General features: G+C 73.5%; 22 protein-coding genes and 1 pseudogene. 14 read left to right on the plus strand and 9 right to left on the minus strand.

All coding sequences use genetic code 11. The features are described 5' to 3' along the window. Window positions 1–43 precede the first annotated feature (43 nt). The 3 genes and pseudogenes from LCN96_RS26675 to LCN96_RS26685 all read left to right on the plus strand — a co-directional run. Window positions 44–213: pseudogene (locus tag LCN96_RS26675) on the plus strand (IS5/IS1182 family transposase); the annotation flags it as partial. A 76-nt stretch (window positions 214–289) separates the two neighbouring features. After that, the gene (locus LCN96_RS26680) at window positions 290–1060 is read left to right on the plus strand and encodes a maleylpyruvate isomerase family mycothiol-dependent enzyme (RefSeq protein ID WP_225275624.1); all 771 of its coding nucleotides are present in this window, start codon (window positions 290–292) and stop codon (window positions 1058–1060) included. A 371-nt stretch (window positions 1061–1431) separates the two neighbouring features. Further along, window positions 1432–2778 carry a carotenoid oxygenase family protein gene (locus LCN96_RS26685; protein WP_225275625.1) on the plus strand — a complete coding sequence of 449 codons (1347 nt, stop codon included), beginning with the start codon at window positions 1432–1434 and terminating at the stop codon, window positions 2776–2778. Between the two features lie 17 nt (window positions 2779–2795). On the opposite strand, the gene LCN96_RS26690 is transcribed toward LCN96_RS26685, so the two are convergent. After that, window positions 2796–3131, minus strand: coding sequence for a deoxyribodipyrimidine photo-lyase (locus LCN96_RS26690; RefSeq protein WP_225275626.1), 336 nt, complete (start codon window positions 3129–3131; stop codon window positions 2796–2798). A gap of 150 nt (window positions 3132–3281) precedes the next feature. Here LCN96_RS26690 and LCN96_RS26695 point away from each other — a divergent pair, with 150 nt between their 5' ends. The 4 genes from LCN96_RS26695 (at window position 3282) to LCN96_RS26710 (ending at window position 8180) form a co-directional block, all read left to right on the plus strand. Beyond that, a complete protein-coding gene (locus LCN96_RS26695; RefSeq protein WP_225275627.1) occupies window positions 3282–4751 on the plus strand; it encodes an SDR family oxidoreductase in 1470 nt (489 codons plus the stop codon). 80 nt (window positions 4752–4831) lie between these two features. Then, window positions 4832–5599, plus strand: a complete 768-nt coding sequence (locus LCN96_RS26700; RefSeq protein WP_225275628.1) for a carotenoid biosynthesis protein — start codon at window positions 4832–4834, stop codon at window positions 5597–5599. Next, on the plus strand, window positions 5587–7026 hold the full coding sequence (locus LCN96_RS26705) for a phytoene desaturase family protein (protein WP_225275629.1): 1440 nt from the start codon (window positions 5587–5589) through the stop codon (window positions 7024–7026). The genes LCN96_RS26700 and LCN96_RS26705 overlap by 13 nt, the downstream gene beginning before the upstream one ends. Next, window positions 7023–8180: a glycosyltransferase gene (locus tag LCN96_RS26710; RefSeq protein WP_225275630.1), complete on the plus strand. Its 1158-nt coding sequence runs from the start codon at window positions 7023–7025 to the stop codon at window positions 8178–8180. The genes LCN96_RS26705 and LCN96_RS26710 overlap by 4 nt, the downstream gene beginning before the upstream one ends. On the opposite strand, the gene LCN96_RS26715 is transcribed toward LCN96_RS26710, so the two are convergent. Continuing rightward, entirely contained in the window at window positions 8131–8727 is a 597-nt protein-coding gene (locus LCN96_RS26715; RefSeq protein WP_225275631.1) for a glycerol-3-phosphate acyltransferase, read from the minus strand. The genes LCN96_RS26710 and LCN96_RS26715 overlap by 50 nt on opposite strands. Before the next feature lie 40 nt (window positions 8728–8767). Between LCN96_RS26715 and LCN96_RS26720 the strand changes: the two genes are divergently transcribed. Beyond that, window positions 8768–9427: a spheroidene monooxygenase gene (locus LCN96_RS26720; protein ID WP_225275632.1), complete on the plus strand. Its 660-nt coding sequence runs from the start codon at window positions 8768–8770 to the stop codon at window positions 9425–9427. Between the two features lie 44 nt (window positions 9428–9471). Here LCN96_RS26720 and plsX read toward each other — a convergent pair whose 3' ends face one another. From plsX to LCN96_RS26740, 4 genes are read right to left on the minus strand one after another with little or no spacing between them, the layout of a single operon-like run. Further along, entirely contained in the window at window positions 9472–10452 is a 981-nt protein-coding gene (plsX, locus tag LCN96_RS26725; protein ID WP_225276066.1) for a phosphate acyltransferase PlsX, read from the minus strand. A 5-nt stretch (window positions 10453–10457) separates the two neighbouring features. Beyond that, complete coding sequence (locus LCN96_RS26730; protein WP_225275633.1) at window positions 10458–11357, minus strand: phytoene/squalene synthase family protein; 900 nt, start codon at window positions 11355–11357, stop codon at window positions 10458–10460. Beyond that, entirely contained in the window at window positions 11354–12808 is a 1455-nt protein-coding gene (locus LCN96_RS26735; RefSeq protein WP_225275634.1) for a phytoene desaturase family protein, read from the minus strand. The genes LCN96_RS26730 and LCN96_RS26735 overlap by 4 nt, the downstream gene beginning before the upstream one ends. Then, complete coding sequence (locus LCN96_RS26740) at window positions 12808–13851, minus strand: polyprenyl synthetase family protein (RefSeq protein ID WP_225275635.1); 1044 nt, start codon at window positions 13849–13851, stop codon at window positions 12808–12810. Before LCN96_RS26740 ends, LCN96_RS26735 begins: the two co-directional genes overlap by 1 nt. Window positions 13852–14040: 189 nt before the next feature. Here LCN96_RS26740 and LCN96_RS26745 point away from each other — a divergent pair, with 189 nt between their 5' ends. From LCN96_RS26745 to LCN96_RS26755, 3 genes are all read left to right on the plus strand, one after another. Next, window positions 14041–14952, plus strand: coding sequence for a MerR family transcriptional regulator (locus LCN96_RS26745; RefSeq protein WP_225275636.1), 912 nt, complete (start codon window positions 14041–14043; stop codon window positions 14950–14952). A 93-nt stretch (window positions 14953–15045) separates the two neighbouring features. Further along, window positions 15046–15540, plus strand: a complete 495-nt coding sequence (locus LCN96_RS26750) for an RNA polymerase sigma factor (protein WP_225275637.1) — start codon at window positions 15046–15048, stop codon at window positions 15538–15540. A gap of 463 nt (window positions 15541–16003) precedes the next feature. Next, window positions 16004–17056, plus strand: a complete 1053-nt coding sequence (locus LCN96_RS26755; RefSeq protein WP_225275638.1) for an aldo/keto reductase — start codon at window positions 16004–16006, stop codon at window positions 17054–17056. Here LCN96_RS26755 and LCN96_RS26760 read toward each other — a convergent pair. Further along, complete coding sequence (locus LCN96_RS26760) at window positions 16969–17379, minus strand: alpha/beta fold hydrolase (protein ID WP_225275639.1); 411 nt, start codon at window positions 17377–17379, stop codon at window positions 16969–16971. The genes LCN96_RS26755 and LCN96_RS26760 overlap by 88 nt on opposite strands. A gap of 349 nt (window positions 17380–17728) precedes the next feature. Between LCN96_RS26760 and LCN96_RS26765 the strand changes: the two genes are divergently transcribed. The 3 genes from LCN96_RS26765 to LCN96_RS26775 all read left to right on the plus strand — a co-directional run bounded on the left by LCN96_RS26765 (window position 17729) and on the right by LCN96_RS26775 (window position 19453). Continuing rightward, window positions 17729–18631: an aminoglycoside phosphotransferase family protein gene (locus LCN96_RS26765; protein ID WP_225275640.1), complete on the plus strand. Its 903-nt coding sequence runs from the start codon at window positions 17729–17731 to the stop codon at window positions 18629–18631. A gap of 148 nt (window positions 18632–18779) precedes the next feature. Beyond that, window positions 18780–19277 carry a hypothetical protein gene (locus LCN96_RS26770; protein WP_225275641.1) on the plus strand — a complete coding sequence of 166 codons (498 nt, stop codon included), beginning with the start codon at window positions 18780–18782 and terminating at the stop codon, window positions 19275–19277. Next, window positions 19274–19453: a hypothetical protein gene (locus LCN96_RS26775; protein ID WP_225275642.1), complete on the plus strand. Its 180-nt coding sequence runs from the start codon at window positions 19274–19276 to the stop codon at window positions 19451–19453. Before LCN96_RS26770 ends, LCN96_RS26775 begins: the two co-directional genes overlap by 4 nt. Here LCN96_RS26775 and LCN96_RS26780 read toward each other — a convergent pair. Both LCN96_RS26780 and LCN96_RS26785 read right to left on the minus strand, forming a co-directional pair. Then, window positions 19447–19704: a hypothetical protein gene (locus LCN96_RS26780; RefSeq protein WP_225275643.1), complete on the minus strand. Its 258-nt coding sequence runs from the start codon at window positions 19702–19704 to the stop codon at window positions 19447–19449. The two genes, LCN96_RS26775 and LCN96_RS26780, sit on opposite strands and share 7 nt — an antisense overlap. Window positions 19705–19932: 228 nt before the next feature. Then, on the minus strand, window positions 19933–21216 hold the full coding sequence (locus LCN96_RS26785; RefSeq protein WP_225275644.1) for an MATE family efflux transporter: 1284 nt from the start codon (window positions 21214–21216) through the stop codon (window positions 19933–19935). Window positions 21217–21319: the final 103 nt, after the last annotated feature.

The raw sequence follows: 21319 nt of genomic DNA on the forward strand, positions 1-21319 counted from the left end.
CTGACGCCCGGCCAGCACGGTGACAGCCCGCAGTTCCAGGACTCGAGACCAGCGCGACAACCGGCGCCCGCGCGGCTCGGCCGGAGGGCGGCCCGCCGGTTCCGACGCCGAGCGCTACAAGGCACGTCACGTCGTCGGCCGGGGGATCAACCGGCTGAAGACTTCCGCGCCGTGGCCACCCGCTACGACGAGCGTGCCTGCATCTTCCTCGGCGCTCCGTCCGGCCGGCGACGCGTTCGTCGGACAAATTCGCTACCCGGCGGCCGCAGCGCCGTGATAGACAACCGACGTGCAGAACATCTTGGAGTTTCCCAAGGTCCTGCTGATCGAAGACCGCTCGGCCGCGTTCCGCGCCGCGATCGCGTCCGCCCCCGACCTTGACGTCCAGGTCCCGACCTGCCCGGACTGGACGCTGCGCGAACTGGCGCAGCACCTCGGCGACGGGCGCCGCCGCCAGGCCGCCATCGTCGCGGCGGGCCCGGACGCTGAGCCCCCGGCGAAGACGGGCCCGAAGGACGCCCCGACCGCGCCCCGCGACCGCGAAGCCCTGGACGCCTGGCTCGCCGAGTCAACCGAGCTCATGCTCGCCGCGATGCGCGAGGCCGGCCCGGACCGCGGCTGCTGGACCTGGTGGGGCCGCTCGCAGGCCCCGGAGACCAGCGGAGCCGTGGCCCGGCACCAGATCCAGGAGATCGCCGTCCACACCTACGACGCCCAGCTCACCCAGGGGGTCGCACAGCCGCTGCCGACGGACGTCGCGGTCGAGGGCGTCGACGAGTTCCTGACGACCGTCGCGGCGACGACCGTCCCCTGGCCGTTCAAGCCGGCGACCATCGACCTGCACGCGACCGAGGGCCGCTCCTGGCGCCTGACCCTCGACGCCGACGGCGTCCGCTGCGACGACCTCGCCGCCGACGCGGAGCCGGGCGACCTGGCGATGCGAGGCGCAGCGAGCGAACTGGTCCTCTACTTCTACGAGCGCGTCCCGCTCGGCCGCCTGGAGACCACCGGCGACACCGAGCCGATGGAGCAGCTCGCAGACTGGGACCCGAACGCGTGAAAGGCGCACTTGCGACGCATCCGTCGGTTGCCCGCGCTCCTGCGGGCGCCACTGAGCCCTGGGGATCGGCGCAGGGCCTCGCGGCGGATGCGGATGATCCGGTCGCGCGCCCCATCCCGGTGGCCGGGGCGTCCAGCAGGTAGAGCACCGCGGTCAGCGGTGGACCCCAGATCCGGGTGGCCGGTGATCCGCGGCGCGGCTCGGCCGGGAATCCGTGACGCGGCCGAGGGCGTCCACCAAGGTTCTGAGGCGGCTTTCACCTGCGGCTCCGCCGGGCGGCTGAGGCGAGCGGGAAGAACAAGACTGTTGTCCGCTGATTTTCTCGTGCACGGTTGTCGGCGTCCCCACCCCATGCCGACAGGAGTTCCAGCATGTCCGAAGCCGTGCCGCTGCACCTGGCGGGCAACAACGCACCGGTCGCCGAGGAGGTGACCCTGAAGCCGTCCAAGGTCGTCGGCGAGATCCCGGCCGAGCTGAGCGGGCAGTTCTTCCGCAACGGGCCCAACCCGCGTACCGGCTGGTCGCCGCACTCCTTCGCGGGCGACGGAATGATCCACACCATCGCGCTGGAGGGCGGCAGGGCTCGCTGGTACCGCAACCGGTACGTACGCACGCCGCTGTACGAGCACCCCGGCCAGTCCCGCCTCGCCCTCGCCTTCGACCAGGAGACCGGCCGGATCGACTACCGGGTCACCACGGCCAACACCCACCTGATCGCGCACGCGGGCCGGCTGTTCGCCCTGGAAGAGGGCGGCTTCCCGTACGAGGTGACGCCGGACCTCGCCACGATCGGGGCGTACACCTTCGACGGGGCCCTGCGGACCCCGATGACCGCGCATCCGAAGACCTGCCCGATCACCGGTGAGCTGCTGTTCTTCGGCTACCGGCTGCGCCCGCCGTACCTGACCTGCTACCGCGCCTCGCCCGCCGGCGAAGTGGTGCAGAGGAGGGTCGTGGACGTGCCGCGGGCGACGATGATGCACGACTTCGCCATCACCCGCCACCACGTGATCTTCATGGACCTGCCGGTCGTCTTCGACCCCGCCCAGGCGGCGGCGGGCGGGCCGCCGTGGCGCTGGGACGACGCGCACCGCGCCCGGTTCGGCGTGCTGGCGCGTATGGCCGGCGACGACGCGCCCGTCCGCTGGTTCGACATCGCCCCGTGCTACGTGTGGCACACCATGAACGCCTTCGAGGACCCGCGGGGCGACACGATCACCGTCACCGGCACCCGTGTCCGCACGCTGTGGCGCGGCGGCGCCGGAGACCTGGAGGGCGGGCTCCCGGTCGTGTACCGCTGGACGCTGGACCTGAGGTCCGGCGCGGTCGCCGAGGAGGCACTCGACGACACGCCCAGCGAATACCCCCGGGTGGCCGACTCGGTGCTCGGGCTGCCCCACCGTTACGGCTACACGACGAGCTTCTCCCTGGACGCCGAGCCGGAGCGGTCGGAGATCTACGCCTACGACCTCATCGGCGGCGGGCGGGCGGTGCACCGCCTCCCCGCGGGCCACACCTGCGGCGAGGCCGTCTTCGTGCCCCGGGCCGGGGGCGGCGAGAACGAGGGCTTCCTGATGACGTTCGCGCACGATCGCGCCGCCGGCACGAGTTACCTGGCCGTCCTGGACGCCGCCGACCTGGCCGCGCCCCCGCTCGCCGAGGTGCACGTACCGGTGCGTGTCCCCGCGGGCTTCCACGGCAACTGGATCCCGGCCTGAGTATCGAGGGCGCACCTTCATCGGGCCAGGCAAGGCTCAGCCTGGCCTGACCGGCGCGGTCTACCTGCACAACAGGTGACCTCACCGGTTTCCGGCGGCGTGTCCTCGAAGGTCGGCGCCCATCCGGCGGGGCCGGTCGCCTGGTTTCGGCCACCACGTCGCCGTGCCGGACGATCAGCTCTCCGCCACGCACCCGCCGGCCGGCCCGCGGATCGGCCAGGCAGCGCAGCAGGGAAGCCGCGGCGGTGGCCGGCCGGGATGGCGTCGTCCAGCACGAACAGCGGGATCACGGCGCAGGCGGCCACCAGGGCCGGGTGGTCGTGCACGCGCAGGTCCCCGTTGAACAGGACCACTGTGTCCGTAAGTTCCTCATACCGGACTCCTTCGCGACACCACAGGCCGTGGTTGCGGCTGTGGGGGTCTTCATACCTCGCGTGCCCGCGACGCGAGGCCGTACGCCGGCCGAAGACATGGCAGGCGTGCCGCGGGGAAGGGTCGTCGGCATGTCATTGTGCCTGGTCACCGGCGCGACCGGTTACATCGGCGGGCGGTTGGTGCCCGAGTTGCTCGCCGCCGGCCACGAGGTGCGGTGCATGGTGCGCTCGGCCGGGAGGCTGCGTGACCTGCCGTGGGCGGCGCGTACGCAGGTGGCCGAGGCCGACGCCACGGACGCCGGGGCGACGCGCCGGGCATTGGACGGGGTCGAGGTCGCGTACTACCTGATCCACGCGATGGGCGCGAGCGGCCGGTTCGCCGAGCGGGACCGCCTGGCGGCGCGCACGTTCGCGGCGGCGGCGGCCGAGGCGGGCGTGCGGCGGATCGTCTACCTGGGCGGCCTGACCGCTGATGAGCGGCTCTCGCCGCACCTGAGGTCGCGGGCGGAGGTGGGGGAGATCTTCCTGGAGGGGGCCGTGCCCGCGGTGGTGCTGCGCGCCGCGGTGATCATCGGTTCCGGGTCGGCCTCGTTCGAGATGCTGCGCCACCTGACCGAGCGGTTGCCGGTGATGACGACGCCGCGCTGGGTGCGCAGCCGTACCCAGCCGATCGCGGTGCGGGACGTGCTGCGCTACCTCCTCGCGTGGGCGGAGGTGTCGGGGACGGTCAACCGGGGTTTCGACCTCGGCGGGCCCGACGTGCTGACCTACGCCGACATGATGCACGCTTACGCGGCCGTGGCCGGCCTGCCGCCCCGGCTGATCATTCCGGTGCCGCTGCTCAGCCCCCGGCTCTCCAGCCTGTGGGTGGGGCTGGTCACGCCGGTCCCGGCGAGCATCGCGCGTCCGCTGGTGGAGTCGCTGCGCAACGAGGCCGTGTGCGGCGAGCACGACATCGCCCGCTACGTGCCCGATCCCGAGGGCGGGCTGACCGGCTTCCGGCGGGCGGTGGCGCTGGCGCTGATGAAGATCAAGGAGGCGGACGTGGCCACCCGCTGGTCCTCGGCGTCCACGCCGGGCGCGCCGAGCGATCCGCTGCCCACCGATCCCGGCTGGGCGGGCGGCAGCCTGTACGTCGACGAGCGCAGCCTGGCCGTACCGGCGAGCGCGGAGGCGCTGTGGCAGGTGATCGAGGGCATCGGCGGCGACAACGGCTGGTACTCCCTGCCGGTCGCCTGGAAGCTGCGGGGGCTGGCCGACCGGCTCGTCGGCGGCGTGGGCCTGCGGCGCGGCCGGCGGGACCCCGACCGGCTGCGGGTGGGCGACTCGATCGACTTCTGGCGGGTGGAGGACGTGGTCCCCGGCGAGCTGCTGCGGCTGCGCGCCGAGATGCGGCTGCCCGGTCTGGCCTGGCTGGAGCTGGGCGTCGCGCGCGACGGCGACCGGACGACCTACACGCAGCGGGCGATCTTCCATCCGCGCGGCCTGCTCGGTCACCTGTACTGGCGGGGCATCTCGCCGTTCCACGGTCTGATCTTCGGGCGGATGCCGGTCAACGTGGCGGCGGCGGCCCGGCGGCGAGAGCAGATCTTGTCCTGATTCTCGGCCGGCCGTGAGGGACGCTTGGCACGTCACGGGGCACATGCGTCCGTGACCGGGGCGGCTGCGAAAGACAAGGTGTGCAACAGACGCGGAGCGGACAGGACAGACGCGCGGCCCTGCGGCCTGCCCGCGTGCTGGGCGTGGTGTTCCTGGTGGCCATGATCGGCTGCCAGGTGGCGTCGGGGCTCGACGCGCGGCCGGAGCGGTTCACGACGGTGATCGTGGCCCTGCTGGCGGCGTGCGCGGTGGCGTTCGCCGCGGCCGTGTGGGGCGCGGGCGGAGCGGTGGCCGCGTTCGGCGCGGCGGTGCTGATCGGGTACACGGCCGAGCTGGTCGGGGTGTCGACCGGGTTCCCGTTCGGCGAGTACCGCTACAGCGGCGTGCTGTGGCCGCAGGTGGGCGGCGTTCCGGTGGTGGTGGCGCTGGCCTGGGGCGGGATGGGGCTGGCGGCGTACGCGGTGGCGGCCGCCATCGCACCGGCCGGTTGGGCACGGACGTGCGTGGGCGCGGGCGCGCTGACGGCGTGGGATCTGTTCCTCGACCCGCAGATGGTCCGCCTCGGGCTGTGGACGTGGGCGCAGGACGGCTTCTACCGCGGCATCCCGCTGAGCAACTTCGCCGGCTGGCTGCTGGTGTCGGCCCTGGTCATGCTGGCCGTCGGAGGCATCTGCGGCGCGGCGAGGGCAGGGCGGGGGCTGCTGGTGCTGTACACGGTCATGGCGGTGATGGAGACGGTCGCCTTCGCGGCGGTGTTCGACCCGCCCGACGCGCTGGTGGCGGTGGCCGGAGGGATCACGATGGGCGCGTTCGCCGCGCCGGCCTGGAGGCGGTCATGGCAGAGGTGACGGTGGTCGGCGGCGGCGTGGGCGGCATGGTGTGCGCGCTGCTGCTCGCCAGGCAGGGGCACGACGTGCGGCTGTACGAGCAGTCGCCGCGGCTCGGCGGCAAGCTGGCCGAGCATCGCCGGGACGGGTTCACCTTCTCCCTGGGGCCGTCGCTGCTCACCATGCCCGAGCTGTTCCGCGAGCTCGGCCTGGGACGCGAACTGATCGAGCCGGAGCTGCTGTGCCGCTACCGGTTCGCCGACGGCAGCGTGCTGGACGCCCGGCGCGATCCGCACCGGATGGCCGCCGCGGTGGATCTGCTCGCCCCCGGCGAGGGACGGGCCTGGCGCGCCTTCCACCGCTGGGCCCAGGGCTGCCTGGAGGCGGCGAGCCGGACGGTGTTCGCCGGGCCGCTGATCCGGCCGCCGCACGAAGCCCGGCTGCCGGACCTGCTGGCCGTGGCCCCCGCACACACCCTGGACGGGCTGGCCCGCCGCTACTTCACGGACACCCGGCTGCGGCAGTACGTCGGCCGCTATGCCACCTACGCCGGGTCGAGCCCCTACCGGGCACCCGCCGCGCTCGGCTGCGTCCCGGCGCTGGAGCACGGGCAGGGCGTCTGGTACGTGCCCGGCGGCCTGGCCCGGCTCGCTGACGACCTGGCGCTGCTGCTGAAGGCCGCGAACGTCCAGGTGCTGCTGTCCGAGCCGGTCGCCGCCGTCGAGGCCGACGGCTCCCGGGTGACGGGGGTGCGGCTGGCCGGTGGCGAACGCGTGCGGGCCGACGTGGTGGTGGCCAACACCGACGCCGCCGCCCTGTACGGCCGCCTGCTGCCCGACCGCCGCCGGCTGCGCCGCATCGCCAGGCTCGGCCGTTCGTCGTCGGCGCTGCTGATCCTGGCCGGGGTCGAGGGGCGCACACCCGGGCTGCCGCATCACTCGGTGCTGTTCTCGTCCGACTACGAACGGGAGTTCGGCGACATCTTCGACCGCGGGAGCCCGCCGCTCGACCCCACCGTCTACCTCGGCTGCTCGGCGGTCGACGACCCCTCCCAGGCTCCGGAGGGGGCGGAGAACTGGACGATGCTCGTCAACGTGCCCGCTCGCGATCCGGGGCGCTGGCCGATCGGGGTGGCGGCGTACCGGGACCTGGTGCTGGAGCGGCTGGCCGAGCGCGGCCACGACCTGGCGGGCCGGTTGCGCTTCGCCGACGTCTTCACGCCCGCCGACCTGCGCGACCGGTACGGCGCCTGGGGCGGAGCCATCTACGGCAGCGCCTACCGGGGGCGGCTGTCGTCCTTCCGGCGCCCGGGCAACCGCGGCCCGCGCAAGGGGCTGTACCTGGTCGGCGGGTCGGCGCAGCCAGGGGGCGGGCTGCCCATGGTGACGCTGGGCGCGCGCATCGTGGCCGGGCTGGTCGCCCAGGACCTGCGAGGGAACGGGCGATGAGGCTGCTCACGGGCGCGCAAGTCGTCGCGGCCGCTGTCGTGGCCGCCAGGCTGGCGCGCGGACGGCGGCGGCTGCCGCCGCTGCGGCCCACTCCGCACGCCGGCGTGACGATCTCCGTGGTGATCCCGGCTCGCGACGAGGCGGCCAGGATCCGGCCGTGCCTGCGCGCCGCGCTGGCGTCCCCCGCCGTCACCGAGGTGATCGTGGTCGACGACGGCTCCCGCGACGGGACGGCCGAGGTGGCCGCTTCGCTGGGGGCCACGGTCGTCACCGCCGAGCCGCTGCCCGGCGGCTGGGTGGGCAAGCAGTGGGCGCTGCGTCAGGGGGTGGCCGCGGCCGGCGGCGAGGTGGTGGTCACGCTGGACGCCGACACCCGCCCCGCGCCGGGGCTGTTCGGGGCGCTCGCGGGCGCCCTGGAGCGCTACGACCTGGTGAGCGCGGGCCCCCGGTTCGTCTGTGACGGCGTGCTGGAGCAGGCCCTGCACGCCTCCATGCTGGCGACGCTGGTCTACCGGTTCGGGCCGGTCGGCCCCGCGAGCCCGCCGCCGCCGCACCGCGTCGTCGCCAACGGTCAGTGCCTGGCCTTCCGCCGTGCCGAGCTGGCCGGTGTGGACGGGTTCGCGCTGGTCCGGGATCGCATGACCGACGACGTGGCGCTGGCCCGGGCCCTGGCCGGGCGGGGGTGGCAGGTCGGTTTTCTGGACGCGGGCGCTCTGCTGGAGGTCGACATGCACGACTCGGTGGGCGAGCTGTGGCGGGAGTGGGGGCGTTCGCTGCCGCTGAGCGACGTGACGGGACGCGGATGGCAGGCGGCCGACCTGGCCGTCATCTGGCTCACCGGGGCGCTGCCCGTGCTGCGGCTGGCGGCCGGCCGGCCCACCGGGCTGGACGTGGCGCTGCTGGTGGCGCGGTCGCTGCTCACGGGTGCGCTGCGCGGCAGCTACCGCGGGGCGGGCGCGGGGGTGCTGTTGTCGCCGCTGCTCGACCCGGCGTCGGCGTTCCGGCTGACCCAGGCCACGCTGCGGCCGGTACGGACCTGGCGCGGCCGCACCTACCCGGCCACCGACGGCACCCGTCCGGACCCGGGCGGGGAAGCGGGGGACGTCAGCTGCGGCGCGCGGCCAGTGCCGCCTGGCCGAAACGCAACCCGATGAGGCACATCAGCCCCCCGGTCGCCGCCACCAGCTCCACGGGCGCGAACAGCAGCTGCAGCACCGGCACGCCGAACACCGCCAGGCGCGCCCCCACCGCGAACGACCGCACCGCCAGCGCCGCCACCACCAGGGCGGTGATCGCCAGCACGAACGCCGGCGGGCAGATGACCGCGATCCCGCCCGCGAACGTCAGGATGGACCGGCCGCCACGGAAACCGGCGAAGACCGGCCACGCGTGCCCCGCCATCGCCGCCGCCACCGCCAGATACACCGGCGCCACGCTCGCCCCCGTCACCACGCCCAGGGCGGTGGTGTGGGCGCCGCTGACGAGCAGCCCCAGCAGCGCCGCCAGCGCGCCCTTCGCCGTGTCGCCGGCGAACACCGGCACGGCCGCCCGCCGGCCGAGCTGTTCCCTGACGTTCCAGTACCCCGGGTTGCGGTCGCCGACCTTGCGCGGATCGACACCGTACGCGCGCGCCACCAGCACCGCGACCGGCACCGAGCCGAGCAGGTAACCGGAGATGACCGCCACCAGCACGTCAACCATCGCCTCGTTCCACCTCATCCGATACGGCAGCATCCGCGAGATGCGGCACATGGCTTTCGACCGCCCGCCGCTGCGGCGCACCGGCGGGCTGCTGTTCTGGCGGCTGCTCGGCACCGGCCGGGGCCGGACCATGTCGCTGGGCGCCGACCTGCGCCGGTGGGCCCTGTTCGCGCTCTGGCGCGACGAGAGCGACCTGGAGGAGTTCCTGCGCGTCTCGCCGATCGCCGCCCGCTGGCGGACGGAGGCGGACGAGAGCTGGCAGGTGCGGCTGACCCCGCTCGCCTCGCGCGGCGCCTGGGCGGGAGGCGACCCGTTCGACGGGCATACGGTACGGCACGGCGGCGGAGCACGGCCCACGGCGGGCGAGGCGGGGCCGGTGGCGGTGCTGACCAGGGCGTCGATCCGGGCTCGCCGCCTGGTCGCGTTCTACCGGTCGGTGCCACCGGTTGAGGAGCTGCTGCGGCGGCAGGACGGCTGTCTGGCGTCGATCGGCATGGGGGAGTGGCCGCTGGCCCGGCAGGCGACCTTCTCGCTGTGGCGGGACAGCGCAGCGGTGAACGCCTTCGCCTACCGGGGACAGGCACACCGGCGCGTCATCGACCAGGTCCGCTCCCGCGGCTGGTACGCCGAGGAGCTGTTCGCCCGCTTCGCCCCGTACGCCAGCGAGGGCACCTGGGACGGCACCGACCCGCTGCGCTGACACTGAGCCCATCACGGCCCCATCACGGCTCCATCACGACCCCATCACGGCGCCGTCGCCGCGCCCTTGAGCCCGGCCCCGATGCCGGCCGCCGGGTCCTGCCCCGCCAGCGCGTGGGCCACCACGCACGCCCGGGCGATGGTGGCCGCGCGGGAGGAGCCGTGCGCGACGACGACGGTGCCACGCAGCCCGAGCAGGGTGGCACCGCCATGGGTCTGCGGGTCGTAGCGGCGGGCCACCTCGGCGAGCCGGTCCGGCGAGGCGATGCCGGCCTGGGCGACCATGGTCAGCGCCGTACGGACACAGCCCTCGACGTTCTTCAGCACCACGTTCCCGGTGAACCCGTCGGTGACGATCACGTCCACCACCCCGCTCAGCACGTCATGGCCCTCGACGTTGCCGTGGAAGCGCACCGGCGAGGCGGCGATCAACTTCGCGGACTGGCAGGCCAGCCGGTTGCCCTTGCCCGGCTCGGAGCCGATGGACAACAACCCCACCGCCGGGTCGGGACGGCCCAGCACGGCTCGCGCGTACCCCACGCCGAGCAGGGCGAACTGGGCGACCATGGCCGGGCTCGGATCGGCTGTCGCGCCCGCGTCCACCAGCACGCTCGCGCCGCCCGTCAGCGCGGGCAGGGCCACGGCCAGGGCGGGCCGCAGCACCCCGGCGGCACGGCCGATGCCCCGTACCGCGCAGGAGACCACCGCGCCGGTGGACCCGGCCGACACGAACGCCCCGCCCGCGCCCCGGCCGACCAGCTCGCAGCCCACCGCCAGGCTGGAGGCCGCCAGCGCCGCGGCGCCGGCGCCGCGCTCGGTCATCGGCACCGCGTCGTCGGCGTGCACCACGGCGATCTCGCCGGTGGCGCTGTGCCGGCGCAACTCGGCGAGCACGCGGGCCTCGTCGCCGACCAGGGTGATGGGCACGTGGTGGGTACGCCACGCCGCCACCGCTCCGGCGACGGTCTCTGCGGGCCCGTGGTCGCCGCCCATCGCGTCCAGCACCACCGGCGGCACGCTCGTCATGGCGGTCACGGGAGCTCCACGCGTACCCGGCGTTCGGCCCGGCCCGCCTCGGCGGAGGCCAGCAGATGGCGGGCGAACACGGCCGCCTTGCGCCGGCGCGGCACCCGCACCCTTGCGGTGAGCACCTCGAACCCGCGGCGTTCGATCTCCTCCAGGATGCCGCCGTACAGCTCGAACGCGGCGCGCACGCACGGCTGCGACGAGGCGACGAGCAGGCCGAAGCCGCCGGCGGCGGCGCGGTAGTGGTCGCGGGCGCGGCCGGCCTCGAAGGCGAGCAGGTCCCGTACGCGGGCCGCCGTGCGCCGGGCGCCCAGGTCCTCCGGCTTGACGCCGAACTTGTCCAGGTCCTCCAGCGGCAGGTAGACGCGGCCCCTGGCGTAGTCCTCGCCGACGTCGCGCAGGAAGTTGGTGAGCTGGAAGGCCAGGCCGAGCTGGCGGGCGGGTTCGCGGGCCGCCCGCTCGCGGCCGGGCGCCGCCTCCAGCACCGGCAGCATCATCGTGCCGATGGCGGCGGCCGAGCCCGCCATGTAGCCGAGCAGGTCGTCGTAGGTCGCGTACCGGGTCACGGACAGGTCGGCCCGCATGGAGACGAGGAAGGCGCCGATGTCGTCGTGGCCGATGCCGAAGGACCGCACGGTGTGCAGGAACGCCGGCAGCACCGGGCTGTCCACGTCCGCGCCGGCGAGCCCGGCCTCGACCCGGCCTGACAGCGCGTCGAGGGCGCGGGACCGGTCGGCGGTCATCGTGAAGGAGTCGACGATCTCGTCGGCGTAGCGGGCGAAACCGTACAGGGCGTGCACGTGCCGCCGCTTCCACTGCGGCAGCAGCCGGGTGGCCAGGTAGTAGGAGCGGCCGTGGCGGGCGTGCAGCCGCCGGCAGCGCTCGTAGCTGGCGGTGAGCGTCAACGGGTCTCCTCGAGTATGCGTTCGGCGGCCAGCCGGCCGGAGATCAGCACGGGCGGCACCCCCACCCCGGGCGCGGTGTACATGCCGGCGAAGTGCAGCCCGGGCACCCGCCGGGCGACGGCTGACGGGCGCAGCCACGCCGTCTGGGTGAAGCGGTGATCGAGTGCGAACGGGGTGCCCGCGCTGTGCCCGCGCGCCGCCCAGGCGGGCGGGTCCACCACCAGCCGGGGCGCGGCTGCCAGGTCGCCGTAGCCGAGCCCGGCCATCCGGCCGAGCAGCCGCGACTCCAGCTCGGGCCGCAGCCGCCGCCAGTCGGCGCGTTCGAGGTTCGGCGCGGGCTCCAGGACGCTGAGCGTGGCGTGCCCCGCCGGCGCGGTCTCGCCGTCCGGCTCGGGGCAGGTGACGAGCAGGCTCGGGTCCGGTTGCGGCCTGCCCGCCGCCAGCGCGCCGAACGTGTCCTCCCAGGTACGGCCGAAGTGCAGCGTGTGGTGCGCCTGACCGGTGGGCGGGCGGTCCAGGCCGGCGTGCAGCACCAGGCAGGAGGGGGAGTGCCGGGGCCGGCGCAGCCGCCAGTCGTCCGCCGGGCCGGGCAGCAGCCGCCTGGCCGCCAGCCGGTCGCACGCGACGACCACCTGCCGGGCCGGCAGTCGCTCGCCGTCGGCCAGCAGGACGCCGGTGACGCCGTCGCCGTCCGTCACGATCTCGCGGGCGCGCACGCCGTAGCGGATCCCGGCGCCGAGCTTGTCCAGCAGGGCCGCCATCGCCGACGGGATGGCGTGCATGCCGCCGCGTTCGGGGAAGTACACGCCGCCGACGGTGTCCATGTGCGCGATGACGGCGTAGATGCCCAGCGCCTGCTGGGGCGAGAGGCCCACGTACAGGGCCTGGAACGTGTGCGCCTTGATCAGCCGGGGGTCCCTCAGGTGACGGGCGGCCAGCCGGTCCAGCCGGCGGAAGCCGCCCAGCGCGGCCAGCCGCAGCAGCGCGGCCGGCCGGGCCAGGCCGCGCAGCCGCGTCATGTCCGCGTCGATGAACGCCGGCCACTCCAGCCGGAACATCTCCGCCAGCAGCCGCCGGTACCGCTCGTAGCGCGCCGCCTCCGCGGGCCCGCACACGGTCCGCACCTGCTCGGTCATCGCCTCGCGCTCCGGCAGCACGTCCAGCCGCGACCCGTCCTCGAAGACCATCCGGTAGGACGGGTCCAGCCGGCGCAGCGGCAACCAGTGCCGCAGCTCCTGCCCGGCCGCGCCGAAGACCTCGGCCAGCACGTCCGGCATCGTCAGCACGGACGGGCCGGTGTCGAAGCGGTACGCCCCGAGCCGGGCGGTGCCGCAGCAGCCGCCGGGCTCGTCGAGGGCCTCCACCACCGTCACCTGGCGGCCGGCCGCGGCCAGGTGGACGGCCGCCGACAGGCCGCCCAGGCCGGCTCCGACGACCACGACAGCACCCATCACAGGCTCTTCGCCGTCGAAAGGGTGGCCAGCTCCGTCAACGCCTGCCGGGCCTCCGGCGGGATGCCGGGCGGACGATCCAGCGCCGTGACCGCCTCGTCCGTCAGGGCGGCGATGCGCCGCTCCGCCGCCTCCAGGGCCCCGCACCGCACGATCAGCTCCCGCGCGGCCGCCACCCCGCGCTCATCGGTGATGCCGTCCAGGAGCGCGCTGCCCGTCACCCGGCGGGCGTAGGCGAGCAGGAAGGTCGCCTTGCCCTGCGACAGATCCGAGCAGCCCTTGCCGGTGCGCGCCGGGTCGCCGAACACGCCGTTGACGTCGTCCCTGAGCTGGAAGGCCGCACCCAGCGGCAGCGCGTACGCGCTCAGCAGCCGCCGCGTCCGCGGGCAGCCGCCCGCGACGGCGTGGCCCAGGTGCAGCGGCCCCTCGACCGTGTACTTGCCCGACTTGTAGAGCGAGATGACCTCCGCCTGCTCCTGCCCCTCACCTGCCCCGGCCGCGGCGGCCAGGTCGAGATACTGCCCGCCGATCGCCTCCACCCGCAGCCGGGTGAAGACGTCCAGCGCGGCGCCCAGGCGCGGGCCCGCCGTCTCCAGCAGGGCGGCGTCGGCCCAGCTCCACGCCAGCAGCGCGAGCAGGGTCGCCACCGACTCACCGAACCGGCCCGCGTCACCCCGCCGCCCGGACGCGCGGTGCAGGGCGGCCAGCGCCACGTGCGCCGCCGGCCGGCCACGCCGCGCGGCCGCCTCGTCCATCACGTCGTCCAGCAGCAGCGCCGCCGCGTGCACCAGCTCCATCGCGCAGGCCGCGGGCAGCACCTCCGCCGGCCGCTCGCCCCCGGCCGCCCGGTATCCCCAGTAGACGAACGCCGGTCGCAACCTCTTACCGCCACCGAGCACGAACTCCACCAGGAACTCGCGCACCAGCTCGACATCGTGATCGTCCAGGAAGCCGAGCCGCCCGAGCTGCTCTTCCAGCAGCTCCGCCAAACGCTGCTCGACCAGCTCCCGCACCTGGCCGGTCTGCGAGGTCATCGTGTCCATGCACGCAACTCCTTCTGCCGCTATAGAGAGCCTTCGCAGGAGGAGCGGACCCGGTTGCACACGATCCGAAACGCCTCTTCACGGTAACCACCGGACGCCGAATCCCGAACAGGACACGCTCGCGTATGCGTCCGAGCACCCCCGCAACCGCGAAAAGATGGTCGGACACGTCGAGCGGCAGCAGGAGCCATGGGCGAGGACAAACCGGTCAGCGAAGCAGACGCGGGCTACGGCATCGGAGCCGTCTCCCGCCGGCTCGGCGTGCCCGCGCCGACGCTGCGCACCTGGAACCTGCGGTACGGCCTGGGTCCCAGCCGCCGCAGCGCCGGCGGCCACCGCCGCTACGACGCCGCCGACCTGCGCCGCCTGGCCGAGATGCAGCGCCTGATCGCCACCGGCCTGCCGGCCGCGGAAGCCGCCAGGCTCGCCCTGGCCCTGCCGGCCGCGGACCCCGAGCCAGGCCCGGCCGTCCCGCCTCCCCCCGAACGGCCCGGCGCCCGCCCGGCCACCGCCGCGCTGGCCCGCGCCGCGCTCATGCTCGACAGCCACGCCGTTTCCGCCCTGGTCGAGCAGGCGCTGGACGAGCACGGTGTGGTGTGGACGTGGGAGCGGCTGGTGCTGCCCGTCCTCGACACCATCTGCCGCCGCCAGGACGCGGCCGGAGCGGGCATCGACGCCGAGCACCTACTGTCCGACCTGATCCAGGCGGCCCTGCACCGCCTCGCCCGCGACGTCCCGGTGGTTGCGGCGGCCCGTCCGGTGCTGCTGGCCTGTGCCGAGGACGAGCAGCACAGCCTGCCGGTGCACGCGCTGGCCGCCGCCCTGGCCGAACGGGACGTGCAGACCCGCGTCCTGGGCGCCCGCACCCCCTACACCGCCCTCGCCCACGCCATGCGCCGGCTCGGCCCGGCCGCGGTGTTCATCTGGTCGCAGCAGGCCGCCACCGGCGACACCGCCCCGCTCGCCACCCTGCCACGGCTGCGTCCCGCCTGCGAGATCGTCATCGGCGGGCTCGGCTGGCACGGCGAGCCACCTCCGGGCGTCATCCGCGTGTCGACGCTGCCCGACGCCGTCGCGCGCATCACGTCCACGCTCGGCTAACTGCGCGACGCCCCCCGACGAAGCTTGTGGCGGCGCCCCCAGCCCCGCTATGAATAAGTTTTGAATAGTTTTTTCGGGTGAGAGGGCAGGGCCATGGAGATCAGTGACGAGGAAGCGCTCGACGAGTGTTACCGCACGCACGCCCCCGCCCTGCGCTCGTACCTGCGCCGCTTCGTGCCCGCTCAGGACGTGGAGGACATGATCCAGGTCGTCTTCGCCGACCTCTGGCGCTCACGCCGCCGCTACGACCCCACCAGAAGCCAGGCCGCCTGGGTGTTCGCCATCGCCCACCGCCGCGCCATCGACCACCTGCGCGTCCGCCGGCCCGCCACGGTCCCGCTGGACGAGGTCGGCGATCCGCCCGTACCGGAGCGACCGGTGGCGGACGTGCTCGCCGATCGCGACCGGCTCGGCAGAGCGCTCGCCGCGCTGCCGCACGCCCAGCGACAGGCCATCGAGCTGGCCTACTTCGCCGACCTGACCCAGCGGGAGATCGCCGATCGGCTGCGGGTGCCGCTCGGCACCGTCAAGGCCCGTACGACGCGAGGGCTGCGCAGGCTCTCGGCGTTGCTGGCGGGTCTCGGCTGACCCGCGCTTCGGCAGATCCTCATGAAGAACAGGTCGGGCTCGAACCCGATGCTGCAGGGAGAGGGGAAGAAGCGCAGGTCGGCGCCTTCGCGCAGCGCGGGTATCACCGCGAACCCCGGTACGCCGGTTGATCGCGGCCCAGTTCCCCAGGGGAAGGGCCTTCCGATCGCCCCGGTCCCCGTGGACGGTGCGCGGCCGGCTGAGGGCCAGTCCGCTCATCCGTCACGGATCGCCGACATGCGTCGTTCGCCGTGCAGGTGGCCGAGCTCATCCTGGCGTTGCAGCGATGCGACGCCACGGGCGGACTACCGGCGGACGCGCACAGTTCTCTACCGCGGCGCCCTGCACTGCCGGCTCCGATCAGAACGAGGCCGCCCGCTGCCTGCTCATCATCACGGACCTGCTGTCCGACCACGCCCCGGGCTTGACGTAGGGTCGGCTCCAGGATCTACGGTTTCGAAGCATGAGATATCGCATCCTCGGTGGCACCGGCATGGAGGTCAGCGCCTACTGCCTCGGCACGATGATGTTCGGCATGGCCGGCAACCCCGACCACGACGACAGCATCCGCATCATCCACACCGCCCTCGACCACGGGATCAACTTCGTCGACACCGCCGACATGTACTCGGCGGGGGAGTCCGAGGAGATCGTCGGCAAGGCGTTGCAAGGCCGGCGGGACGACGTGGTGCTGGCGACCAAGGTGCACTTCCCGATGGGCGGCGAGGGGCCGAACCGGGGTGGCAACTCGCGGCGCTGGATCGTGCGCGCGGTCGAGGAGAGCCTCCAGCGGCTGCGCACCGACTGGATCGACCTCTACCAGATCCACCGCCCCGACCACCGCACCGACATCGAGGAGACCCTCTCCGTACTGACCGACCTGGTCCAACAGGGCAAGATCCGCGCGTTCGGCAGCTCCGCCTTCCCGGCACACGAAACCGTCGAGGCCTACCACGTGGCCCGGCAACGCGGCCTGCACCGCTTCCGCACCGAGCAGCCGCCGTACAACCTCCTGGCCCGCGGCATCGAGGCCGACGTCCTGCCCACCGCGCAGCGGCTGGGCCTGGGCGTGCTCACCTACAGCCCGCTGGGCTGGGGCTTCCTGACCGGCCGCTACCGCAAGGGCCAGCCCGCCGACCTCTCCCAGGGCCGCGCCGCCCGCGCCCCGCAGCGCTTCGACCCGTCCATCCCGGTCAACGCGGCCAAGCTGGAGGTCGTCGAGGAGCTGGTGAAGCTCGCGGACGAGCTCGGCCGCACCCTGCCGGAGCTGGCCGTCGCCTTCGCCGCCTCCCACCCGGCGGTCACCTCGGTCATCCTCGGCCCGCGCACGAGGGCGCAACTGGACGGCCTGCTGAAGGGCGCCACCCTGACACTGGACGACGCCGTGCTCGACCGGATCGACGAGCTCGTGCCCCCGGGCACCAACGTCTACCACCCCGTCGGCCTCTGGAGCCCGGCCCCCCTGACCGACCCCGCCCTGCGCCGCCGGCCGCTCGGCGACCGCGCCGCGAGCTGACCCGGGACGAGGCGCCGGGCGGACGGGAGCGGAACGTCCCATGGACGCCCAGATCGACAGCTCCAGCTCGGCCAGAGCCTTTGGCGTCGGCCCCGCCGGCGGGCCGTGGCGTAGACCGTGCTCTCGGTGTCGGCCGGCCAGGAGTGGCCACTGACGGGGGCGCCCACCAGGGCCACTGCGGTGACGCGTGTGGGAAGGGCGAGGACGGAGTCCAACGCGGTCTCGCCGCCCATGCTCAGGCCCACCAGCGCGGCCTGGGGCAGGCCGAAGTGGTCGAGGACGGCACGCTCGGGGACGACGGCATCCCACAGGCGGGAGTCCATGCCGGCACCGTGCAGCAGTACCACCGGGCTGCCGGCGCCCCTGCGCTCCGCCCACAGCAGGCCACGCTCATCGCCGTCACTTCTGCTGGGGCCGGCGTCTGATCCTTACGGCCGTGTTCTTCGGCTTGCGCGATGCGGGCGGTGAGGTTGGCGCGGATCTCCTCCAGCCGCGCCCGCCCGGCGGGGTCCGCTCGAAGGAGCGGACGACGCACGCGGACTTCTCTGCACTTGGGGCGGTCCGTTCCCGAAGCGTCTGATCTGCCGCTCTGAGTGGTGCCAGAGGAATCACAGCGCGACGTTCCGGGAAGCGAGAGCCGCTCCGCCTGCTGCCTCGGTACTGTGACTTCGCATGACCGGCACCGAGATCGAGATCACCGCAGACCTGGTCCGAGATCTGCTGCAGGAGCAACATCCGGACCTTGCGGGGCTGCCCATCCGCGAGGTGGCGGGCGGCTGGGGCAACCAGATGTGGCGCCTCGGGGGCGAGTTGGCCGTACGCATGCAGCGCATGGACCCCACCCCGGAGCTCCAGCTCAAGGAGCGGCGGTGGCTACCCGTGCTGGCCCCGCGCCTGCCGCTTCCGGTGCCGGCCCCGGTGCGGTTCGGCGAGCCGTCCGAGCGCTTTCCCAAGCACTGGACCGTGATGACGTGGGTTCCCGGCGAGCCGCTGGACCACGGCGCGATCAGCCGCGGCGCGCACGCGGCCGACACGCTGGCGAGCTTCCTCCAGGCGCTGCATGTGGAGGCGCCCGCCGAGGCCCCGGGCAGTTCGGACTTCGGCGCTCACCCCGAGAGGTGCACCGGCGGCTTCGAGCGGTTCTTGCAGGCCGTCGACCCTGACGCCATCGGCGATGTCGGCGCCGTGCGGGCCGTCTGGGCCGATGCCGTCGCGGCCCCCGAGTGGCAGGGCCCGCCGGTGTGGGTGCACGGTGACCTCCATCCCGCGAATGTCGTCGTCTCGGACGGGACGCTGGCGGGCGTGATCGATTTCGGTGCCTTGTTCGCCGGCGATCCCGCGTGGGACCTCGCCGCCGCGTGGGTGCTCCTCCCCGAGGGGATGGCCGCACGGTTCTTCGACGCCTACGCGCACGCGGACGAAGCGGCGATCCGGCGCGCCCGCGGGCTGGCCGCCATGAAGAGCCTCTTCCTGATGCTCATGGGGCAGAACGGAGATCGGGGCCTTCCCGGGGGTAAGCCGCGCTGGGGACCTGCAGGCCGGGCAGCACTTGATCGTGTTCTGAAGGGTGTTTGACGCATGATTCTTCGACTTTCCCGATCCTGGGTGAGGGCCGGGCGGCGGCCCACCTTCGTGACGTTCGGCGATCACCGCGCGTGGTGAGGATGCCGAGTCCACGGCCGTATGCCTGCGCGCCCGGAAGATCGTCGTAGCATGCCATGCCATGAGCAGACGATTAACGACCGCGGCCGTTCTCGCCCTGGCCATCCCCGCCGCGCTCGCCCCCTTCCCCGCCCTGGCGGCCCCGAAGACCTACCTGATCAAGAACGATGACCGCTGCCTGACCTACGCGGCGGACCACACCCCGGCCGAACTGGGCTTCCGCGCCCAGGCGAACTACTGCCCGTCCACGGAGTTCGACGGTTACCTGTGGAGGCGCACGGCCCGCTCCCAGCTCGCCGTCACCTACCGCGGGCGCACGTACTGCCTGGGCGCCCCCAAGGGCACCGCGGTTCAGGTGGGGCGGTGCAGCGGCGACAAGCGCCAGCAGTTCACCTTTCCCGTGGTCAAGCAGGGCGTGTGGGACACGGTCATCCAGATCAGATGGAAGCACCTGCGCAACCTGTGCCTGCACCACAATGTGCGGCGTCCGTGGGAGATCTCCGCGGTGACATGCGGCCGTTCCGGCAGTGACCAGCACTGGGTCATGGTGCGCCGATGACAGCCCGCCTGGCGCGGCGGTGGTGTACAGGGCAGGGCCACTTCCACGGCGTCATCGCGATCACCGAGCTGGACCATGTCGCGCGGCACTGGACTGCGGAGCGCTGGGGTGTCGGGCGCGACGAGATGCTGGACGTTCTCACCGAGAGCTGGTGCGGCACGATCGGCCGTCACTGAACGGGAGCGGTCTGGACGTCGGTAGTGACGCCCTTCTCCATGGCCGGCCTCCTGCCCACGGCGATCAACCCGATGATCATGAACAGCCCGTAGGCGAGGTACGGCCAGCCATACGGCCGGCGTGGCCCCCAGCTGTCGAAAATGGTTCCCACCCCCCTCGCGATGACGGCCGCGGCCAGGACCGATCCCATGACGCGGCCCGCCGTACGAGTGCGCCGCCATGCCGGCAGGGAGGCCGGCACGATCGCCATGACGACCCCTGGCCACGCCATGAGGACGTAGTCCCAGGCGTATGGATGGTCCACCCCGTAGGTTGGATCGTCATGTTTCCTCGGATAGATCAGTTGCTGCAGTGTCCCGTACAAGGAGCCGCCGGCCAGGGAAAGCGGAAAGCCATGAGGATCATGGCCATCACCCCGTACATCGCATCGCCGACGTGCCCGTCCTGGGGCCCGCCGTCGTGCGGCCCCCGTTGTGCTTCAGCCGGTCGCGGCGGCTACCTGAGCGGCGCTGCCCCTGGCCGACAGTCGCCGTATGTGCCGTGCGGCGATGAGCGGCACCGTCACGCCGATCAGGTTGCAGTACGCCACCGCGGTGTAGAAGCCGTCCGCGCTGCCGGCGGCATGAGCCGCGGCTGCGCCGACCGCGACGATCAGGCCGAAGTAGATGGCGTTGAGCACGATGGCCCGGAAGCCGCCGCCGGTCTCCTCCATGATGGTCAGCGAGGCGAGCACGGGTCCCTGGACGGCGTAGGTCAGCGCCACGGCGCCCAGGTAGCCGCCCGTGGCCGCGGCCACCCCGGCGTCGCCTCCGACCAGCCGCGCCAGCGGGTCATGCAGTGACCACACCAGCGCGGCGATCACCACGTAGGTCACGATGGTGACCTCGAGGCCGCCGCGCATCGATTCACGCATGCGCCTCCATTCGCCCGCGCCGCGTTGCTGGTTGATGGTGATCGCTGTGGCGGTGCCCAGGGCCATGCCCGGTAGCAGCACGAGGTTCTGCAGGGTGGAGGCGGCCGTGAACCCGGCCACGGCGTTCTGCCCGTAGCCGCCGAGGACGCCGATGACCGCGAAGTTGTACGCCGAGAGCACGAAGAAGGACATGGCGATGGGCACACCGATGCGGCGCAGGTCGGTGAACACCTCGCGCCGCCAGATCCGGACGGCCGGCGGATGCCACAGCTCGGTGCGGCGCAGCAGCACCAGGCCCATGGCCAGGCCGGTCAGACCCGCTGCCGCCTCGGCGACGGGCACCGCCGCCATCCCGATGCCGGTACCGAGTCCGAGGCCGGCCACGAGGCCGATCCGCACGCTCGCCGTCCAGCTGACCAGGACGGTGGCCTGTCGCACGTATCCATAGCCGCGCAGGCCGGCCGCGCAGAGCTCCGCCCCGACGGCCGGCAGGCTGGCGGCGCTGGTCCAGTGCAGAAAGGAGGCAACGGTGTCCCGCAGCCCGGGGTCCACACCAAGGAGGCCGGGCAGGGAGGTGGCCGCGAGCGCGAGGACCAGGTAGAGGGCCGCGCCGAGCCCGAGCCATACTCTGGCCAGGCTGGCGGTGTTCGCCATGACGTCCTGAGGGCGTCCGGCTCCCTTGCTGATCGCGGCGGCGACCTGGTTGCAGACCGCGAAGCCCACCATGAGGGCGAGGACGATGAGGCTGACAGGTTGATACAGGGAACGCACATAAATGGCCTCTCCTCCCATGTGCCCGAGAATGGCGATGATTCCGAGCTGGGCAGCGAAATTGAGGCCCCCGGCCATCAGAAGGGGAACAGCGAGACCGGAGACGGTTCGCCACACGCGGTTTCTTTCATGTGCGGCCAAGGGAAACAGGCGGACCTCCGGGGACGCAACGGTTGACCAG

Source organism: Nonomuraea gerenzanensis, from assembly GCF_020215645.1.
Taxonomy (GTDB): domain Bacteria; phylum Actinomycetota; class Actinomycetes; order Streptosporangiales; family Streptosporangiaceae; genus Nonomuraea; species Nonomuraea gerenzanensis.

Bases quoted from the DNA above. Each gene is read 5' to 3' on its own strand.
- LCN96_RS26695 (WP_225275627.1), top strand. From the start codon at position 3,282: ATGTCATTGTGCCTGGTCACCGGCGCGACCGGTTACATCGGCGGGCGG.
- LCN96_RS26775 (WP_225275642.1), top strand. From the start codon at position 19,274: ATGACAGCCCGCCTGGCGCGGCGGTGGTGTACAGGGCAGGGCCACTTC.
- plsX (WP_225276066.1), bottom strand. From the start codon at position 10,452: ATGACGAGCGTGCCGCCGGTGGTGCTGGACGCGATGGGCGGCGACCAC.
- LCN96_RS26705 (WP_225275629.1), top strand. From the start codon at position 5,587: ATGGCAGAGGTGACGGTGGTCGGCGGCGGCGTGGGCGGCATGGTGTGC.
- LCN96_RS26735 (WP_225275634.1), bottom strand. From the start codon at position 12,808: ATGGGTGCTGTCGTGGTCGTCGGAGCCGGCCTGGGCGGCCTGTCGGCG.
- LCN96_RS26785 (WP_225275644.1), bottom strand. From the start codon at position 21,216: ATGGCCGGGGGCCTCAATTTCGCTGCCCAGCTCGGAATCATCGCCATT.
- LCN96_RS26745 (WP_225275636.1), top strand. From the start codon at position 14,041: ATGGGCGAGGACAAACCGGTCAGCGAAGCAGACGCGGGCTACGGCATC.
- LCN96_RS26750 (WP_225275637.1), top strand. From the start codon at position 15,046: ATGGAGATCAGTGACGAGGAAGCGCTCGACGAGTGTTACCGCACGCAC.
- LCN96_RS26755 (WP_225275638.1), top strand. From the start codon at position 16,004: ATGAGATATCGCATCCTCGGTGGCACCGGCATGGAGGTCAGCGCCTAC.
- LCN96_RS26715 (WP_225275631.1), bottom strand. From the start codon at position 8,727: ATGGTTGACGTGCTGGTGGCGGTCATCTCCGGTTACCTGCTCGGCTCG.
- LCN96_RS26740 (WP_225275635.1), bottom strand. From the start codon at position 13,851: ATGGACACGATGACCTCGCAGACCGGCCAGGTGCGGGAGCTGGTCGAG.
- LCN96_RS26780 (WP_225275643.1), bottom strand. From the start codon at position 19,704: ATGGCGATCGTGCCGGCCTCCCTGCCGGCATGGCGGCGCACTCGTACG.
- LCN96_RS26710 (WP_225275630.1), top strand. From the start codon at position 7,023: ATGAGGCTGCTCACGGGCGCGCAAGTCGTCGCGGCCGCTGTCGTGGCC.
- LCN96_RS26720 (WP_225275632.1), top strand. From the start codon at position 8,768: ATGCGGCACATGGCTTTCGACCGCCCGCCGCTGCGGCGCACCGGCGGG.
- LCN96_RS26685 (WP_225275625.1), top strand. From the start codon at position 1,432: ATGTCCGAAGCCGTGCCGCTGCACCTGGCGGGCAACAACGCACCGGTC.
- LCN96_RS26760 (WP_225275639.1), bottom strand. From the start codon at position 17,379: ATGGACTCCCGCCTGTGGGATGCCGTCGTCCCCGAGCGTGCCGTCCTC.
- LCN96_RS26765 (WP_225275640.1), top strand. From the start codon at position 17,729: ATGACCGGCACCGAGATCGAGATCACCGCAGACCTGGTCCGAGATCTG.
- LCN96_RS26770 (WP_225275641.1), top strand. From the start codon at position 18,780: ATGAGCAGACGATTAACGACCGCGGCCGTTCTCGCCCTGGCCATCCCC.